16 protein-coding genes and 1 riboswitch are annotated in these 17,614 nt (G+C 69.8%); of the genes, 3 read left to right on the top strand and 13 right to left on the bottom strand.

Annotated features, from left to right (window positions below):
* Positions 1-53 precede the first annotated feature (53 nt).
* Positions 54-497 carry a nucleoside deaminase gene (locus WJM96_RS14605; RefSeq protein WP_424813249.1) on the top strand — a complete coding sequence of 148 codons (444 nt, stop codon included), beginning with the start codon at positions 54-56 and terminating at the stop codon, positions 495-497.
* A gap of 1 nt (position 498) precedes the next feature.
* Here WJM96_RS14605 and WJM96_RS14600 read toward each other — a convergent pair whose 3' ends face one another.
* From WJM96_RS14600 to WJM96_RS14585, 4 genes are all read right to left on the bottom strand, one after another.
* The gene (locus WJM96_RS14600) at positions 499-924 is read right to left on the bottom strand and encodes a VOC family protein (RefSeq protein WP_424813248.1); all 426 of its coding nucleotides are present in this window, start codon (positions 922-924) and stop codon (positions 499-501) included.
* A gap of 57 nt (positions 925-981) precedes the next feature.
* Positions 982-2,220 carry an RNA polymerase sigma factor gene (locus tag WJM96_RS14595; RefSeq protein WP_424813247.1) on the bottom strand — a complete coding sequence of 413 codons (1,239 nt, stop codon included), beginning with the start codon at positions 2,218-2,220 and terminating at the stop codon, positions 982-984.
* The gene (locus tag WJM96_RS14590) at positions 2,217-2,588 is read right to left on the bottom strand and encodes a YciI family protein (protein ID WP_424813246.1); all 372 of its coding nucleotides are present in this window, start codon (positions 2,586-2,588) and stop codon (positions 2,217-2,219) included. Before WJM96_RS14590 ends, WJM96_RS14595 begins: the two co-directional genes overlap by 4 nt.
* 89 nt (positions 2,589-2,677) lie before the next feature.
* Positions 2,678-3,106, bottom strand: coding sequence for an N-acetyltransferase family protein (locus WJM96_RS14585; RefSeq protein ID WP_424813245.1), 429 nt, complete (start codon positions 3,104-3,106; stop codon positions 2,678-2,680).
* Between the two features lie 193 nt (positions 3,107-3,299).
* Here WJM96_RS14585 and WJM96_RS14580 point away from each other — a divergent pair, with 193 nt between their 5' ends.
* Together WJM96_RS14580 and WJM96_RS14575 are read left to right on the top strand one after the other, a co-directional pair.
* A complete protein-coding gene (locus WJM96_RS14580; RefSeq protein WP_424813244.1) occupies positions 3,300-4,448 on the top strand; it encodes an HlyD family secretion protein in 1,149 nt (382 codons plus the stop codon).
* A complete protein-coding gene (locus tag WJM96_RS14575) occupies positions 4,441-6,003 on the top strand; it encodes a DHA2 family efflux MFS transporter permease subunit (RefSeq protein WP_424813243.1) in 1,563 nt (520 codons plus the stop codon). Before WJM96_RS14580 ends, WJM96_RS14575 begins: the two co-directional genes overlap by 8 nt.
* Here WJM96_RS14575 and WJM96_RS14570 read toward each other — a convergent pair.
* From WJM96_RS14570 to WJM96_RS14530, 9 genes are all read right to left on the bottom strand, one after another.
* Positions 6,000-8,234, bottom strand: a complete 2,235-nt coding sequence (locus WJM96_RS14570) for a xanthine dehydrogenase family protein molybdopterin-binding subunit (RefSeq protein ID WP_424813242.1) — start codon at positions 8,232-8,234, stop codon at positions 6,000-6,002. The genes WJM96_RS14575 and WJM96_RS14570 overlap by 4 nt on opposite strands.
* Entirely contained in the window at positions 8,231-8,713 is a 483-nt protein-coding gene (locus WJM96_RS14565; protein WP_424813241.1) for a (2Fe-2S)-binding protein, read from the bottom strand. The genes WJM96_RS14570 and WJM96_RS14565 overlap by 4 nt, the downstream gene beginning before the upstream one ends.
* Positions 8,714-8,717: 4 nt before the next feature.
* A complete protein-coding gene (locus tag WJM96_RS14560) occupies positions 8,718-9,584 on the bottom strand; it encodes an FAD binding domain-containing protein (protein ID WP_424813240.1) in 867 nt (288 codons plus the stop codon).
* Positions 9,585-9,735: 151 nt separating this feature from the next.
* On the bottom strand, positions 9,736-11,592 hold the full coding sequence (gene ilvD, locus WJM96_RS14555; RefSeq protein WP_424813239.1) for a dihydroxy-acid dehydratase: 1,857 nt from the start codon (positions 11,590-11,592) through the stop codon (positions 9,736-9,738).
* Positions 11,593-11,686: 94 nt separating this feature from the next.
* Positions 11,687-12,439: an ABC transporter ATP-binding protein gene (locus WJM96_RS14550; protein ID WP_424813238.1), complete on the bottom strand. Its 753-nt coding sequence runs from the start codon at positions 12,437-12,439 to the stop codon at positions 11,687-11,689.
* Entirely contained in the window at positions 12,432-13,400 is a 969-nt protein-coding gene (locus WJM96_RS14545; protein WP_424813237.1) for a FecCD family ABC transporter permease, read from the bottom strand. The genes WJM96_RS14550 and WJM96_RS14545 overlap by 8 nt, the downstream gene beginning before the upstream one ends.
* Positions 13,397-14,293 (bottom strand): ABC transporter substrate-binding protein, encoded by an 897-nt coding sequence (locus WJM96_RS14540; RefSeq protein WP_424813236.1) that lies wholly within the window; start codon positions 14,291-14,293, stop codon positions 13,397-13,399. The genes WJM96_RS14545 and WJM96_RS14540 overlap by 4 nt, the downstream gene beginning before the upstream one ends.
* Complete coding sequence (locus WJM96_RS14535; protein ID WP_424813235.1) at positions 14,293-16,479, bottom strand: TonB-dependent receptor; 2,187 nt, start codon at positions 16,477-16,479, stop codon at positions 14,293-14,295. The genes WJM96_RS14540 and WJM96_RS14535 overlap by 1 nt, the downstream gene beginning before the upstream one ends.
* Positions 16,479-17,255, bottom strand: coding sequence for a hypothetical protein (locus WJM96_RS14530; protein ID WP_424813234.1), 777 nt, complete (start codon positions 17,253-17,255; stop codon positions 16,479-16,481). Before WJM96_RS14530 ends, WJM96_RS14535 begins: the two co-directional genes overlap by 1 nt.
* A gap of 56 nt (positions 17,256-17,311) precedes the next feature.
* A riboswitch (cobalamin riboswitch) is annotated at positions 17,312-17,544 on the bottom strand.
* Positions 17,545-17,614: the final 70 nt, after the last annotated feature.

Raw genomic sequence — 17,614 nt, 5'->3', positions numbered from 1 at the left:
CATTTGAAGGCCGGCCGGCACCGTGCCTATTCTCCCCCCCGAGGGAGCGATGCATGACCGAGATGGACCCGACCTTCATGGACGCCGCCTATGAGGAGGCCGCGAAGGGCTTCCAGGAAGGCGGGCTGCCCATCGGGGCAGCGCTGGTCGAGAACGGACGCATCGTCGCGACCGGCCGAAATCGCCGGGTGCAGAAGGGCGACCCCATCGCGCATGGCGAGATGGATTGCCTGCGCCTCGCCGGCCGGCGCCGCAGCTATCGCGGCACCACGCTCTACACCACGCTCAGCCCTTGCATGATGTGTTCAGGCACCATCGCCCAGTTCCGGATCCCGCGCGTCGTCATCGGCGAGAACGAGACCTTCGGCGGCAACGAGGATTTCCTCCGCGCCCGCGGCGTCGAGGTGCTGGTGCTCGACGATCCGCGCTGCAAGGAGCTGATGCGCCGGTTCCAGGAAGAGCACCCCGACATCTGGGCCGAGGATATCGGCGAATAGGTCAGCCGCGGGAGGCCATGCTCCAGAGCACGTCGAACGGGTCCTTCAACTGCCCGTAGCGGTCACCCCAGAACTGGAGCTCCAGCGGCATCACCACTGTCATGCCCGCATCCACCGCGCGTTTCCACCACGCATCCACATCGTCGAGCTGCAGGTGCAGCGTGGTGCCATGCCGCTCCTTCAGCGGCTGGCCGTGCTCGGGCCATGGATCGCTCATCATCAGCGAATTGCCATGGATGTAGAGGTGGACATGCATGGTGCGGCCGCTGGCGTCCGGCGGCATCGCGCCGGCGAGCTCGGCGCCCAGCGCCTTCTTGTAGAACTCGGCCGCCTTCATGGCACCGTCCACCATGAGATAGGGGGCGATGCCGCCCTTCACGGGGGCCACGGCGTCCTTCGGATTGTCCATCGTCACGATCTCTCCCATTCAGACCTGTCCCGGTCGTTCCAAGGACGCCGTGGAACGCGGCCGCCCGACATGGTCTCAGGAATTTTCGGAGAGCCGGTCGAGATGCGTGCGGATATGATCGGCCTCGGCCAGCGTGCCAGCCAATGCGATGGCGCGGGAGAAGGCCTCCCGCGCCTCCTCCGCCCGGCCGAGCTGCTGCAGGAGCGCCCCCTTGAGACCGAAGAAGGGAAAATAGCCGGCTAGGCGCTCGCCCAGCGGTTCCACCATGGCCAGCGCGTCCCCCGCGCCGCGGATCTTGGAGACAGCGACAGCGCGGTTGAGCGTGACCACGGGCGAAGGCTGCATCCGCTCCAGCGTCGCGTAGAGCAGCTCGATCTGGGTCCAGTCGGTTTCGCCCGGGGTCGCCGCGCGCGCATGCAATGCCGCGATGGCCGCCTGCACCTGGTACGGGCCGGGCGCGCGGTGGCGCATGGCCTTGTCGATCAGCGCCAGCCCCTCGGCGATCATGGACCTGTCCCATAGTTCCCGGTCCTGATCCTCCATCAGCACCAGGGCACCACCGGCCAGGCGCGCCGCCGTGCGGGAGTGCTGGAGCAGAAGCAGCGCCGTGAGGCCCATGATCTCCGGCTCGGCCGCGAACATGCGCAGCAACAGGCGCGCGAGGCGAATGGCCTCATCGGCCAGGAGCGCGCGCTCCGGCTCGGCGCCGGCAGCCGAATAACCCTCGTTGAAGACGAGGTAGACCATGGTTGCCACGGCCTCGAGCCGCTCGGCCCGCTCGACCGGGCCTGGCGTTTCGAAGGGCAGGCCCGCGGCCGCGATCCGCGCCTTGGCCCGTGTGATCCGCTGCTCCATGGCCGCCTCGCCGACCAGGAAGGCCCGCGCGATCTGGCGAAGCGGAACGCCGGAGACGATCCGTAGCGCCAGCGGGATCTGCTGCGCCAGGGTCAGCGCCGGATGGCAGCAGATGAAGAGCAGGCGCAGCACGTCGTCACGGTAGTCGGCCTCGTCCAGCCGGTCGGCCAGCGGCGTCTCGGCATCCGTGAGATCTGAGAGATGCTCCTCCTGCGGCAGCGGGGTTTCGCGGCGCTGGCGGCGCTTGCCGTCGATGGCGGCGTTGCGGGCCACGAGGATGAGCCAGGCTGTCGGATCGCGCGGCGGGCCATTGACGGGCCAGTTCCTCAGGGCCCGGAGCGAAGCGTCCTGGAAGGCCTCCTCGGCCGTGTCCAGGTCCCGGAAATGGCGCAGCAGCGCGCCCACGGCCTTGGGGCGGGCCGAGACGAGCGCTGCTTCGATCCAGCCGAGATCCGTCACCCCACGGCACCACCCGGGCGAAACACAGCGAGCGGCCGGATCTCGAAAGAGCCGCCGCTGTCGCTACCCGCGGCCAGGTCCCTGGCCACCGCCAGCGCTTCTTCGAGATCGGCGCATTCCACGATGTAGAAGCCGAGCAGCTGCTCCTTGGTCTCGGCAAAGGGGCCGTCGATCACCAGCCCCTCGCGGCCCTTGCGCAGCGTGGTAGCCGAAGTCGTGGGCAACAGACGCGCCACGGGGCCGAGGCGCCCCTGTTGCATCAGCTTTTCCTGGACCTTGCCCAGGCGCGCCATGACAGCGGCCTCCTCCTCCTTCGTCGAGGACCAGACGACGTCTTCCAGGTCGTAGCAAAGAATCGCGTAGAGCATGCGGCGCCTCCGATCCCAGGACGGAACGCAGAGCATCGCGCCGACAGGCGCCCGCGTGAAGTTTAAGAAATCTCGCGCATCGACCCGGCTCAGCCCAGCGGGCGATTCAGCCGCAGGGCTGAGACCGTGAAGCCGATGGCCTTGTAGAATTCCTGCGCCGCCGTGCGATGAAGACCCGTGGTGAGCTCCAGCACCTCGCTGCCCGCCGCGCGGGCGAGGTCGGCGCCGGCGTCCACCAGCAGCTTGCCCACGCCGCGCCCGCGGGCGGCGTCCAGCACCACCAGCGTCGTGATCCGCGCCAGCGGGGCGGGTGTCTGCAGCATGCGGCCCCAGCGGATCGCCATGAGGCCGAGAACTTCTTCCCCCTCGCAGGCGAGGAGAACCGGTTCGGATCGCTCCGCCAGTTCGGCGAGGTTGGCCTGGATCGTCTCGGGGCTCAGCTCATAGCCCAGCTGGGCGATGAGCCGGCGGATGGCAGGGAGGTCGGCGGCATGCGGCGCGCGCAGCTCGATGGGCATGGCACCTGTGTAGGGGACGGGCCGCCGCGCGCAATCCCTTCGCTGCCTGTCCGCCCGGTAATCTTCCCTGGCGAATTTAGGCAGGCCTGCCAGGAGTTTCCGCCCTGGTCCGGATTGGCTCGGACAAGTTTCTGGTCATATGATCGCAACTTGGGGTTGCCGCCCCGGATCGGCGGACTGGGAATCGTTGCAGATGGATATCGGGCCGCCCAAGCGCGCCGCGCAGGAAGGCGTCGATCACTCGGAGGTACGAAAACCGCGGCAGCGCCGTCTGCGCGCCCTGTTCTTCGCCCTCGCCATCCTCGCCGGGCTCGGCTTCGGCTTCCGCTGGCTCCACTGGCAGTTCCACCATGTGGTGCTGGACGATGCCCGTGTGGCCTCGGACATGATCACGCTGGCCAGCCGCGTGCCGGGCTGGGTGCAGCAGATCCCGCCCACGGCCGGCGACAGCCTGCGCGAGGGGGATCTGCTGGTGCAGATGGATGCCCGCGAGGCCACCCTGGCCGTGGAGGAGCTGAACGCCCGCATCGCCGGAATCGCGGCCCGCCGGGCGGAGCTCGAGGCGCGCCTCGCGCTGGTGGACCGGACGAGCACCAGCCAGCACGAGGCCGCGGCCGCCCGCCTCGATTCAGCCCGCGCCGCCCTGCCCGCCGCCGAGGCCGAGCGTGTCTTCGCCGAGGCGGAACTCGGCCGTGCCCAGGGCCTCATCGCCACGGGCGCCGGGACCCGCCAGAGCTTCGAGCGCCTGCGTGCCGGCCTCGACACCTCGCGCCAGAAGGTGATCTCCGCCGCCGCCGAGATCCGCAATGCCGAAGCCCTGATGGCCGCCGCCCTCGCTTCCCGCGCCGAAGTGGACGTGATCTCCCGCCAGCTCGAGGCCCTGGTCCCGCAGGAGCGGGAGCTGACCGCAACCCGAGACCGTGCGGCCCTGGATCTCGGCGACCGCACCATGCGGATGCCGTTCGACGGCGTGGTAGACCGCATCTTCGTCGATCCGGGCGAGTATGTGCTTGCCGGCCAGCGCATCATCCTGGTCCACAATCCCGCCCAGATCCGCATCGAGGCCAATGTGAAGGAGACGGAGGTCCGCTACTTCCGTCCCGGACGCCCGGTGCGCGTGACCGTCGACGCCTGGCCCGGCCAGGTCTTCGACGGCGTGGTGGACCGCGTGGTGGAGGCGGCGACAAGCGAGTTCGCCCTTCTGCCCAGCCCCAACCCCAGCGGCAACTTCACGCGCATCACCCAGCGGCTGCCCATCCGCGTGCGGCTGGAACCGCCGCCGCGCCCCGGCCTGCTGCGCCCAGGCATGCTGGTCCGCGTGGAGGCAGAGGCGCGTGAGTAGCACGGCGGGCGGCGCCTCCATCGAGGCGATGTTCGCCCGCTACGGCCCCGCCTATCGCTGGTGGGTGACGCTGACGGCGCTGACCGGCACCATCTCCTGCATCCTCTCCTCCACCATCGTCGTCGTGGCGCTGCCGGACATCATGGGCGCGCTGGGCATGGGGCACGAGGAAGGGCAGCTGCTCTCCACCGGCTTCCTCGCGGCCAATACGGGCTTCATGCTGCTGAACGCCTGGTCGGTGGACCGGGTGGGCTTCCGCGTCACCTATGTCGGCTCCATCGCGGTCTTCGTCGTGTCGTCCATCCTCGCCGGGCTGGCCACGGATACGGGCGTGATGGTGGTGTGCCGCGTGCTGCAGGGCGGTTCGGCCGGCCTGCTGCAGCCGCTCTCCATGCAGATCATCTTCCTGGTCTTTCCGCCGGAGCGGCGCGGGACCGCCATGGGCCTCTTCAGCTTCGGCGTGGTGATGGCGCCCGCCATCGGGCCCACGCTGGGCGGCGTGCTGGTGGATCACTATTCCTGGCACGCGGTCTTCTTCCTCTCGCTGCCGACGGCCCTCCTCGGCCTCGTCATGGGCCTGGCCTTCATGCCGGGGCGGCTTTCCGCAGGGACGCGCGCCTTCGACTGGTGGGGCGCGGTGCTGCTGACCATCGCTATCGGGAGCCTGCTTTCCGGCCTCACCAACGGGCAGCATTACGGCTGGGATTCGGACCGGGTGCTGATCGAGCTGACGGCGGCGGCGATCTCCACCGTGGCCTTCGTGGTCTGGCAGGGATTCTCGCGATCGCCCCTGATGGACCTGCGGCTCTTCGGGCACTGGGGCTTCGCGGGCGCCGCCCTGGTCGCATTCATCTATGGCGCGGCGATCTTCGGCTCGACCTATCTCATCCCGCTGCTGGTGCAGGTGGTGCAGGGCTACACGCCCACGCGCTCGGGGCTGATCCTGATGCCGGCGGGCTTCGCGGTGGCCTTCGCCTTCCTCCTGGCCGGGCGGCTCGCGGATTTCCTGCCGCCCTGGCTGCCGGTCTGCACGGGCCTCGCCCTCTTCGCCTATTCGAGCTGGCTGATCTCCGGCGTCGGGACCGACAGTTCCTTCTGGCAGCTCGGCATGTGGATCCTGATCGGGCGGGTCGGGCTCGGCCTTACCATGCCGAACATGAATGTCGGCGCAATGCGGGCGCTGCCGCCCTCGCTGCTGGGACAGGGCGCGGGCAGCATCAACTTCTTCCGCATGCTGGGCGGGGCCTTCGGCACCAACCTCATCGCCGTCTACATGGAGCGCCGGACGCAGCTCCATGCCGACCTGCTGAACAGCACCATCGACGGCGGCACCGCGACGCTGGAGGTGCGGCGCCTGCTGGAGAACCTGTACACGCAAGGCGGACTGCCCGAGGTCGTGCGCCGCGACGCCGCGCATGACTTCATCACGCGCATGGTCGAAGCCCAGGCGGGGCTGATGGGCTTCCGCGACGCCTTCCTGGCCGTGGGCCTGGCCTGCCTGCTGGCGATCCTGCCGGGGCTCACGCTCCGGCAGAAGCCGCCAGGAGCGCGCTAGCCGTCCATGGCCTCGGCGATACGCGGGGGCGACATGGGCAGGCTGTAGAAGCGCTTGCCCAGCGCATTCGCCACCGCGTTGGCCACGGCCGCGAGCGGCGGCACCAGCGGCACCTCGCCCACGCCGCGCACGCCCTGCGGATGCTTCGGGTTCGGCACTTCGATCATCACCGTGTCGAGCATCGGCAGGTCGGAGCAGACAGGCATGCGGTAGTCGAGGAAGCTCGCGTTATCGACCTTCCCGTTCTTGTCGTAGAGATATTCCTCGCTGAGCGCCCAGCCAATTCCTTGCGCGGCACCGCCCTGCATCTGGCCCTCGACGTAGCTCGGATGCACCGCGCGTCCCACATCCTGGAAGGAGGTGTAGCGCACCACGCGCACGATCCCGAGATCCGGGTCCACCTCGACGTCGCAGACATGCGTCGCGAAGCCGCCCTCGGCGCCCGTGGTGTTGAGCTGCACGCCGGCGCCGATCGGCCCGCCCGTCTCGCTCGCCTTGGCCGCGATCTGCGCGAGGGAAAGCGCGGGGAACTTGCCGGCGTTCTCGCCGGCCGGCCGCGCCTCGCCATCCTCCCAGACCACCGCGTCGGGGTCGATCTTCCAGATCTTCGCGGCGCGCTCGCACAACGTCTTCACGACCTTCTCGGTGGATTGCGTGACCACCATCGCCGAGGCGAAAAGCACGCGGCTGCCGCCCGTGAGATTCGAATAGCCGATGGTCGCCGTATCGCCGATCAGCACCGAGACGCGCTTGTAGTCGATTCCCAGCAGTTCCGCCGTGATGTTGGCGATGGAGGCGCGGGAACCGCCGATATCCGGATGGCCGGTGGTCACGACCACATTGCCGTCCTCGGTGATGTTCACCTGCGCGCTGCTCTCGCCACCCGCATTGAACCAGAAGCCGCTGGCCACGCCCCGCCCCTGGAACTGGCCCAGCGGCGCCTGGTAATGCGGATGCGCGAGCGCCGCCTCGATCGTGTCCACGAAGCCGATCACCGGATAGACCGGCCCATGCGCCGCCTTGGTGCCCTGGCGCGCCGCGTTCTTCAGGCGGAACTCCAGCGGGTCCATCTTCAGCGCCTCGGCGACCTCGTCCAGCACGCACTCCACGGCATAGGCGCCGATGGGCGCGCCCGGGGCGCGGTAGGCCGCGACCTTGGAGCGGTTGGACACCACGTCGAAGCCGGTCGAAAGCACGTTCGGGATGTCGTAGGGCGCGAAGGCGCAGCCCGCCGCGCCGCGGATGGGCGAGCCCGGCAGCGCGCCTGCCTGCAGGTAGAACGTCCCCTGCCCCGCGACGATCTTGCCGTCCTTCGTCGCGCCGATCTTCACCGTGCTCTTGGAGCCGGAGGTCGGGCCGGAGGCGCGGAAGACCTCCTCGCGCGACATGGCCATCTTCACCGGCCGCCCCGACTTCTTGGACAGCAGGACGGCCACCGGCTCCAGGTAGATGATCGTCTTGCCGCCGAAGCCGCCGCCGATCTCGGCCGGGATGGCGCGGATGTCGCTCTGCGGAATGCCCGTCAGCAGCGCCGTCATGGCGCGGACCATGAACTGGCCCTGGCTGGAGCTCCAGATCGTCGCCTTGCCGTCGCCCGAGACGCTGACCAGACAGGCATGCGGCTCGATGTAGCCCTGATGCACCGGGCGCGTGTCGAAGCTGCGCTCGATGATGACATCGGCCTTGGCGAAGCCTTCCTCGATGTCGCCGAGCTTGTGCTCCAGCTTGCCGGCGATGTTGGAAGGCTTGCCGTCGAACTGCAGAAAATCGTGGAGGATGGGGGCGTCCGGCTTCAGCGCATCATCGATCTCGATGACGTGCGGAAGGACTTCGTACTGCACCTCGATGAGCTTGCAGGCCTCGGCCGCGATCTCTTCGCTGATGGCGGCGACGGCGGCGACGGGATGGCCATGGAACAGCGCCTTCTCGCGCGCCATCACGTTGCGGCACATCCAGCGCATGTCCTGAATGCCGAGCATCACGGACTTGTCGAGCGGGAACTCCACCACGTCCTTCGCGGTGACCACCGCCTTCACGCCCGGCAGCTTCTCGGCCTTCGACGTGTCGATGGCCAGGATCTTCGCATGCGCGTGCGGGCTGCGAAGCACCTTGCCCCAGATCATGCCGGGCATGTTGGTGTCGGCGGCGTAGGCGGCGCGGCCCGTCACCTTGTCGGCGCCGTCCGGCCGGATGGTGCGCTGGCCGATCCACTTGTTGCTGATGACGTTCATCGCGCGGCCTCCCTCATCTCGGCGGCGGTGTCGAGCACGGCGCGCACGATCTTGTCGTAACCGGTGCAGCGGCAGAGATTGCCCGCGAGCCAGAAGCGCACCTCCGTCTCCGACGGATCCGGATTGCGCTCGAGCAGCGCGCGCGAGGCCATGAGAACCCCCGGCGTGCAAATGCCGCACTGGAGCGCGGCCATCTCCAGGAACTTCTGCTGCAGGGGGTGCAGTTCCTCGCCCTCGGCCATGCCTTCGATGGTCGAGATCTCCTTGCCCTCCACCTCGGGCGCGAGCACGAGGCAGGAGCAGACGAGCCGTCCGTCCAGCATGACGGAGCAGGCCCCGCAGTCGCCGGTGCCGCAGCCCTCCTTCGTGCCGGTCAGGCCGAGCGTGCCGCGCAGCGCATCCAGCAGGCTCTGATGCGGGTCGGCCAGGAATTCGGCAGGTTCGCCGTTGATGGTGGTCGAGACGTGCAGCTTCGCCATGTTCTCAGGTCCCCTTCGCGCGTTCGGCAGCGATCATGGCCGTGCGCTTGAGCAGGACACCCGCGGCCTTGATGCGATAGGCGATGGTGCCGCGCTTGTCGTTGATGGGATTGCAGGCGGCGCGGCAGGCGGCTGCAGCGGCCTCCAGCGCCGCGTCGTCCAGCTTCGAGCCGATGAGCGCCTTGGCCGCGTCCGCAACCAGCAGCACCGTCGGCGCGACAGCGCCGAGACCGACGCGCGCGGCGGTCACCGTGCCGCCCTCCAGCGTCAGGCTGACGCCGAGCCCCACCACGGCGATATCCATTTCCGTGCGCGGGATCATCCGAAGATAGGCGTCGGCCGAGCCCTTCGAGCGCGCGGGTAGCGTGAAGCTGACCAGAATTTCTCCCGGCGCCAGATTGGTGCGGCCGGGCCCTTTCGGCACCGCCTCGACCGGCATCTGCCGCCTGCCATTCGGCCCCTGCACCGTGACCACCGCGCCGGCCGCGACCATGGCCGGCACGCTGTCGCCCGCGGGCGAGCCGTTGCAGAGATTGCCGCCCGGCGAGGCGCGCCCCTGCACCTGAGTCGAGCCGATGAGGTTCACGGCCTCCAGCACGCCAGGCCAGGCCTGCCCGAAGCGCGGATGCTCGGCCAGCGCCGCGCCGGAGACGGCCGCACCGATGGTGAAGCTGCCGTCGGCGCCCTCGGAGATGGCCGTCATCTCCTCGATCTTCTTGATGTCGATGATGGCCGCGGGGCGGATCGCGCCGGAGCGCATCTGCACCAGCAGGTCGGTTCCGCCGGCCAGGATGCGCGCGCCCTCCGTGGCCGCGAAAGCGCGGACCGCGTCGTCGAGCGTGCTTGGGGCAAGGTATCGGATGTCTGTCATCGTCGCTTCCGTGATCGCTCCCATTCGCCGCGTGATCCCGTTGCTCGGGATGCTGGCGAAAAGGCTACGCCCGGAGATGCGAGGAGAACAGCCCTATTCGTGCGCCAACGCTCCACGCCGGAAGTGGCGCGGAGCGTTGACGCCACCAAACTCAGCGGCGCTTAAGCGCCGAGAGATCGCGCACCGCGCCCTTGGCCGCGCTGCTCGCCAGCGCGCCATAGGCCTTGAGCGCGGTCGTCACGTTGCGCTTGCGCGGCTGCGCGGGCTGCCACGCGGCATCGCCCTTCTCTTCCATCTTCGCGCGGCGATGCGCCATCTCCTCATCCGAGACGGCCAGATGGATGGTGCGGTTCGGGATGTCGATCTCGATCAGGTCCCCATCCTCGACGAGGCCGATCGGGCCGCCCTCGGCCGCTTCCGGCGAGAGGTGACCGATGGAGAGGCCCGAGGAACCGCCCGAGAAGCGGCCATCCGTCACCAGCGCGCAGACCTTCCCGAGCCCCTTCGACTTCAGGTAGCTCGTCGGGTACAGCATCTCCTGCATGCCCGGCCCGCCGCGCGGTCCTTCGTAGCGCACGACAACGACATCGCCCGCCTTCACCGCGCCGCCCAGGATGCCTTCGACCGCCGCGTCCTGGCTCTCGAAGACACGCGCGGGGCCCGTGAACTTCAGGATCGCCGCGTCCACGCCCGCGGTCTTCACGATGCAGCCGTCGGCGGCGATGTTGCCGTAGAGCACCGCGAGGCCGCCATCCTTGGAGAAGGCGTGCTCCATGTCGCGGATCACGCCCTTCTCGCGGTCCAGGTCCAGCTCTTCCCAGCGCTCGGACTGCGAGAAGGCCACCTGGGTCGGCACGCCGCCGGGCGCCGCGCAGAAGAACTCGGGCACCTTGTTGTCCACCGTGCGGCGAACGTCCCAGCTCTCCAGCGCCTCGCCGAGCGTCGGCGCGTCCACGCGGCTGACGGATGTATCGATGAGGCCGCCGCGCTCCAGCTCGCCGAGGATTCCCATGATACCGCCGGCGTGGTGCACGTCCTCGACATGCACGTCGGCGACGGAGGGCGCCACCTTGCACAGCACCGGCACGCGGCGCGAGAGACGGTCGATATCGGCCATGGAGAAGGGCACCTCGCCCTCATGCGCGGCCGCCAGCAGGTGCAGCACCGTGTTGGTGGAGCCGCCCATGGCGATGTCCAGCGTCATCGCGTTCTCGAAGGCCGCGACCGTCGCGATGTTGCGCGGCAGGACCGAGAAGTCCTCCGTCTCGTAGTGGCGGCGCGTGATCTCGACGATGCGGCGGCCGGCCTCGAGGAAGAGGCGCTTGCGGTCGGAATGCGTGGCCAGCACCGTGCCGTTGCCAGGCAGCGCGAGGCCGAGCGCCTCGGTGAGGCAGTTCATCGAATTGGCCGTGAACATGCCCGAGCACGAGCCGCAGGTCGGGCAGGCGGAGCGCTCCATGGCATCCACTTCCTCGTCGGTCACGTTGCTGTCGGCGGCGACGATCATCGCGTCGATCAGGTCCACCTTCCGCTTCTTACCGCGCAGCACGACCTTGCCGGCCTCCATCGGGCCGCCGGAGACGAAGATGGTCGGGATGTTAAGGCGCATCGTCGCCATCAGCATGCCCGGGGTGATCTTGTCGCAGTTGGAGATGCAGACCAGCGCGTCGGCGCAGTGGGCGTTGACCATGTACTCCACGGCGTCGGCGATCAGCTCGCGCGAGGGGAGGCTGTAGAGCATCCCGTCATGGCCCATGGCGATGCCGTCATCGACCGCGATGGTATTGAACTCCTTGGCGACGCCGCCCGCCGCCTCGATCTCGCGCGCCACGAGCTGGCCGAGATCCTTCAGATGGACGTGTCCGGGGACGAACTGCGTGAAGCTGTTCGCGATGGCGATGATGGGCTTGCCGAAATCGCCGTCCTTCATGCCCGTGGCGCGCCAAAGGCCGCGGGCACCCGCCATGTTGCGGCCGTGGGTGGTGGTACGCGAACGGTACTGGGGCATGAGGGCGAGTCCTGTGATCAACGTTGGGCCAGCGGTCCGGCCATGAGAGCCGGACAACTTAGCGCCGGACCGGCCCGAATGCCATCCGCCCCGCTCAATCTCCGGGCGCGAGCAGCATTCCGCCCCCGGGGAGGGCCACGCGCCGGAAACGCGTGGCGAAGACGCGGTCCAGTTCCGGCGCGCCCAGGACCTCGTCCGGGCGCGCTTCCATCGCCGCGCGACCGCCTTCCAACAGCAGCAAGCGGTCGCACCAGCGGGCGGCGAGGTTGAGGTCGTGCACCACGACCGCGACCGCAGCCCCCTTCCGCGCCAGATCCCGCAGCCGCGCCATGAGCGCCGCCGCCTGCCCGACATCGAGCGCGGCGGCCGGCTCATCGGCCAGGACGACGGGCGGGTCGGGCGCGAGGACGGAGGCGGCCAGGGCCCTGGCCCGCTCGCCGCCGGAAAGCGTGGACCAGGTGCGCCGCAGCAGCGCGCCGAGCTCGAAACGATCCGCCAGCTCGCGCAGCCCGGGCGCGCCCGGCCCGGCACGGTCCAGGCCAAGGCGGAGCAGCTCCTCCACCCGATAGTCCCAATGCGGCTCGAAATGCTGTGGCAGATGCCCGATCAGCCGCGCGCGCTCCCGCCGCGGCCAGGCCGCCAGCGGGCGTCCCTTCAGCGTCACCTGGCCGGCGGCCGGCAAGAGCTGGCCGATGAGCAGCCGCACCAGCGTGGATTTCCCCGCCCCGTTGGGCCCGATGATACCGAGCACCGAGCCGCCCCGCAGCTCAGCCGAGACGTCACGAAGCAGCGGTGCCTCGCCGGCCGAGTAGCCGAGCCCCTGCCCGGAGAGCAACGCCTCAGCCACGCCGCACCTCCCGGGCCAGGATGAGCAGGAAGAACGGCCCGCCGATCAACGCCGTCACGAGCCCGAGCGGGATTTCGGCCGGCGGCAGCGCCGCGCGGGCGATGCCGTCGCACAGCATGGCGAGCCCGGCGCCGACGGCGGCGGCCCGTGGCATCATCGCCCGGTGCAGGGGTCCATGGCGCCACCGCGCGACATGCGGCGCCATCAGGCCGACAAAGCCCACCAAGCCACCCCAGACGGTCGAGACGGCGACGATGAACGCCGCGGCCAGGACCGCGAGCGCCACGAAGCGCCGCACGGGCAGGCCGAAGCCCTCGGCTACGCCCTCGCCCAGCCCCAGAAGGTCGAGGCCGCGCGCGAGCGAGAGGCAAAGGACAAGCCCCGCCGCCGTCATCGCGCCGAGCACGCCCAGTTCCGGCCATGAGGGGGTCTGCACGCCGCCCAGCGCCCAGGACAGCACAGCCTGCAGGCTGACCGTCTCGTCCGAGAGAGCCAGCATCAGGAAGGAGCGCAGGGCGCCCAGAACCGCCGCGACTGCCACGCCGGCCAGCAAGAGGGCCGCGATGGACGGCCTTCCAGTGAGCCGCGCCAGTGCCAGGACCAGCCAGGTCGCACCCCAAGCGCCGAGGAAGGCCAGCAGCGGCAACACAACGCCTGACGGCAACGGCAGCGCCACCAGCAGCGCGACGGTCGCGCCCACAGCCGCGCCCCCCGCGCTGCCGAGCAGATAAGGCTCCGCCAGCGGATTGCGGAACACGCCCTGGAAGACCGCCCCGCCCAGCGCCAGCAACGCGCCCACGCAGCCCGCCGCCAGCACGCGCGGCAGCCGCCATTGCCAGATCAGATGCGACATGGGCGAGGCCGGATGGGCGGCCAGGGCCCAGAGCTCTGCCGGGCTCAGGGTCTCCGACCCCAGCATGAGGCCGAGCGCGAAGCCCAGGAGCGGAAACAGCCAGCTCACGAAAACGCATCCGGGTGCAGGATGCGCGCAACGCTTTCCACGCCGTCCACCGCGCGCGGGCCCGGGATCAGCAGCTCGGCGCGCGAAACGACACGGACACGGCCTTCCCGGATGGCGGCGACGCCATCGAAGCCCGGGCGCCGCTGAACCTCGGCGGCCTGGTCGGGACGACCGGCGACAAGGTAGACCTCCGGATCGGCACGCAGGATGGCCTCGCCCGAGACCTGTGCGGGCCCGGCCTCCGGCAGGGGCGGCAGCGCCGCCACCCCGCCGGCACGCAGCAGGATGTCCATGGTGTAGGTGCCCGGCCGCGCGGTGCCATAGGCACCACGCCCCGCCGAAGAGGTCTCCAGGAACACGCGCACGGGAGGGCGGCCCGCGATGCGTGCCGCGACCGCGTCGAGCCGCGCCGGCAGGCCGGTCAGCAGGCGCGCGGCCCGATCCTCGGTTCCGGTGGCGCGGCCCAGCATCTCGATATTGGCGAAGATGCGCGCCAGGCTCGCATGGGTGACCACCAGGCTCGGGATGCCGATACGGGCCAGCGGCTCCGTCAACAGGTGCGCCGCCTGGCGCGCGGGCGTCATCACGACGAGATCCGGCGAGAGCCGCGCCACGGCTTCCACGGAGAAGCCGAGCCTGCCCCCGACCAGAGGCAGCCGCGCGACCTCCGGCGGGAAGCGCGTATAGGCCTCGATGCCGACGATACGCGGCACGAGGCCGAGCGACGCCAGCATCTCCACATTGGAGGCAAAAATCGCGACGATGCGCTGGGGCGGCGAGGCGATCTCCACGCGCCGTCCCAGCCCATCCTCAACCGCACGCGGCCAGCCCTCCGCGCGCGCGCTGCCCGCCGCGAGGGCGAGCGGCGCGGCGAGGAAGGCGCGGCGACGCATCAGAAGGTGAACCTCAACCCGCCGATGAACTCCCGCCCCGGCGCGGAATTGCCGAGCCCGCCATTCGAGAAGCGCGCATCGCCGATGAAGGGCTGCGACGCGGTCGCGATGAAGAGCGCGTGGTAGTTCTTGTCGAGCAGGTTGTTGATGGCGCCATAGACACGGACGTTCGGCGCCGTCTCCGGCAAGGGCTGGAAGCTGCCGCGCAGATTGAAGACCCAGAAGGCGCCCTTGCGATGAACATAGTCGCGGAAAGGCTCGCCCTGCGGGATCAGCAGGTTCTCCTCGGTGTTGTAGTAGACCGGTCCGCGCAGGATACCTTGCAACGTCACGTCCCAGCGTGGCTGCCCCACCGTGGTCGTGAGCGCCGCCTGGTAGCGGTACATGCGCTCGACATTCCGCGTATTGGCCGTCGACGAGGCGCCGTCGTCGCGCATGTCGAAGTTCCAGGAGCCGTTCGCCGTCGCACGCCAGTTCACGCTGCTGATGCCGAAGAACCGCGCGAGATCGGCCTCCAGCTGCAGCTCCAGGCCCCGCACCAGCACGTCGCCGGCATTGTTGGCGTAGTCGCTGGTCGTGCTGTCGTTGCGCCGCGTGCGGGTGATGATGCGGTCGGAGATGGTGTTCTGGAACAGCGCGAGGTCAGCTCGGAACCCCGGCCGGAAGAGCGCGGCGCCCACCTCGTACTGCAGGTTGGTTTCCGGCTTCAGGTTGGGATTTCCGAAGGTGCGGCCTCCGCCAAGCGCGGTGAAATCCGCCGCGAGCTCGGTTGCCGTCGGCGCGCGGTAGCCCGTCGCGGCGTTGAAGCGCAGCGCGACGGATGGCACGGGCCGATAGGATGCGCCGGCAGACCAGGTGGTCGCGTCGTAGTCGGCGCTGCCGGTGCGCTGCAGGGGCAGGTTCGGCGTGGGGTCGAAGGCCGTGTTGCCCCAGGTCTGGCGCACGCCCGCGCGCACCGTCACGCGATCGTCGAACAAGACCTGCGAGAGCTCCGTGTAGAGCCCGGCATTCATGTCCGTCTGGTTGTTGTCCATGGGCGCGACCTGCCCCGTGGGGCCGCCCGGCAACGAGACGCGGTTGCGCGTGGACCGCAGCACCGAACGCTCCAGATCCAGGCCGACCAGCAGGTCCGCCCCCTTCCAGAGCCGCATCGAGGGCTGCAACCGCGTCCCGAAGATGTCGAGCACGCGGCGGTTGTCGTCATGGTCCGTGCCCGGCACGGGCAAACCCGCCGAGCTGCGCTGGATCGGGGAGCGCCAGCGCAGATTGTCGACGTCCCGCACCGCATAGCCCTGGAGATTCCAGCGGAAACGTCCATCCGCCGTCGCGCCGTCGAGGAACAGGTCGGCCGATGTGTTGGTGCGTTCCTCGAGGTTCGAGGTGTTCCAGGCCGAGCCCAGGAAACCCGTGTCGTAGGTGCCGTCCGTGCGGATGGAGGTGCCGATGCGCCCGATACGGGTCTCCACCCCCGCGGCGAAGGCACCGCCCAGCCTGTTCCACTGAGTGCCGTCCAGGGACGGCCCGCCATTTCCCGCGCGATAATTGTCGCGGCGCCCGCCGGAGAAGCCGGCATAGAGGTCGCCGGCGCGCACGTTGTAGCCGCCCGAAGTGTTGGGCGCCTCGGAATCGCGGAAGCTCGTACCGTAGCGGAAGCGCCCTTCCGCCAGCCCCCAGGAGCCGAAGCCGATCTCGCCGAAGCCGCCCGGCGAGGAACGGCCATCGCGCATGATGAGGTTGATGACGCCGCCGATCGCCTGGCTGCCATAGACCACGCTGGCCGGGCCGCGGATGATCTCGATGCGCTCCACCTCGGCCGGGCTGAGCTTGGAGAGGTTGGCGGTGCCTGCGCGGCGTCCGTTCACCAGCACGAGCACCTGGGAGCGGAAGTCGCGCCCCTGGCCGTCCGTCGAGCCGCCGCGGATGTTGATGCTGGTCTGGCCCGGCGTCCATTCGCTGAAGAAGCCGACCGCGTTCTCGGCCAGCAGATCCGTCATGTTCTGCGCGGTGCTGCGCCGGATCGTCTCCTGGTCGATGATCTGCACCGTGCCGGCGAGGCTGGAGCGCGGCTCGGGCCGGCCGGTCGCGGTCACGACCATCTCGTCCAGCGTGATGGGGAGCCGGACCTCCTGCGCCTGCGCGGAGAGGGCGAGCGGCAGCGCTGCCGCGGCGAAAAGAGCGCGGCGCATCAGACGCGGTCCCAGATCAGCAGGGCGGAGAGCTTCGGGGCGGAGAGCTCGTATCCCCCGTCATCGGACCGCCGCAGGGCCGTCTGCAGGTGATCCTCCAACGCCTTCCGGCGCGCATCCTGCGGCGCCAGTCCGAGTTGCATCGCGCAATGGGCGAAAGCGTCCTCGCGCGAGGCGAAGCGGGCCGTGAAGCTCCAGGGGAAGAGCGTGCTGCGGCTGGGTTGCCGGCCTTCGCCCAGGCGGGCGAGGACCTCGGTGACGGCCGGGCGCTCCTCCTCGCCGTGCAGATGCGCGGGCAGCGCGCCCGACAGGCACCAGCGCTTCGGCCCACGCTGCGCCGGCACGATCCACGCGACGGCGCGCGTCGCCATCCCCCTCATGAGGTCCAGCAAAAGCGCCGGCGCCTCGAGCGGGCCGGAGGTGTTCGCGCAGAACGCCACATCCGCAAGCGGCAGTTCCGGCATGGCCTGCCAGAGCGCGTCGATGGGACGCAGCCCGGGATGGCTCGTGCGCGAGAGCCGGCCGAGGCGGGCGCGCAGATAGCGGTTGGGCTCGACGGCCCACCATGGCGCCTGCGGCTCGACCCAGCCCAGAGCGGGGTGGCCAGCGCCGGCACCGATATCGATCAGGCTCGCCGGCCGGCCGAGCGCCGCATGCAGCGCGGCGCCCGCATGGCGCCCGTAATCCGAACGATCCATGCCATGCGCGTAGAAGCGCGCCGGGCGGTCAGCCCAGACGGAAGAAAAGGCGGCCTGGGCCGCCGGGGAAATACGCATCGTCGTCACCTGTCCCCGGTGCACCCCGCCCGGATCCTCGTGGGTTACGGCGGCCTCTCGGCACTCCGGCGACGGCAGGTCTCCTGGCTCGCGGGTCGTGGATGCTGGCCCAGCCTTCCCGCGGCTCGCGCCGCAGTGGCCCGCCTTTCGGCGGAAGAGGCCAGCGTCTCGCCGCTGACAGTTGCGGGGGCAGCTGCCGACTTGCCCGGGACGGGGAGGAACTTCCCCGGCGGACTCACGGCATTCCCTTTTCACCCGCTCGCGCGGGACCGTTGCGGCATCCATGCTAGGCAGGCGCTCCGAAGCCACGCAAGCCATTGAACATCGAGTATTGGTTCATACTGGTATGTTATATAGTA

The sequence above is a fragment of the Roseococcus sp. YIM B11640 genome, assembly GCF_049727625.1.
In the GTDB taxonomy this organism is placed as follows: Bacteria; Pseudomonadota; Alphaproteobacteria; order Acetobacterales; family Acetobacteraceae; genus Roseococcus.
This window is presented reverse-complemented; position numbering and strand designations above follow the sequence as displayed.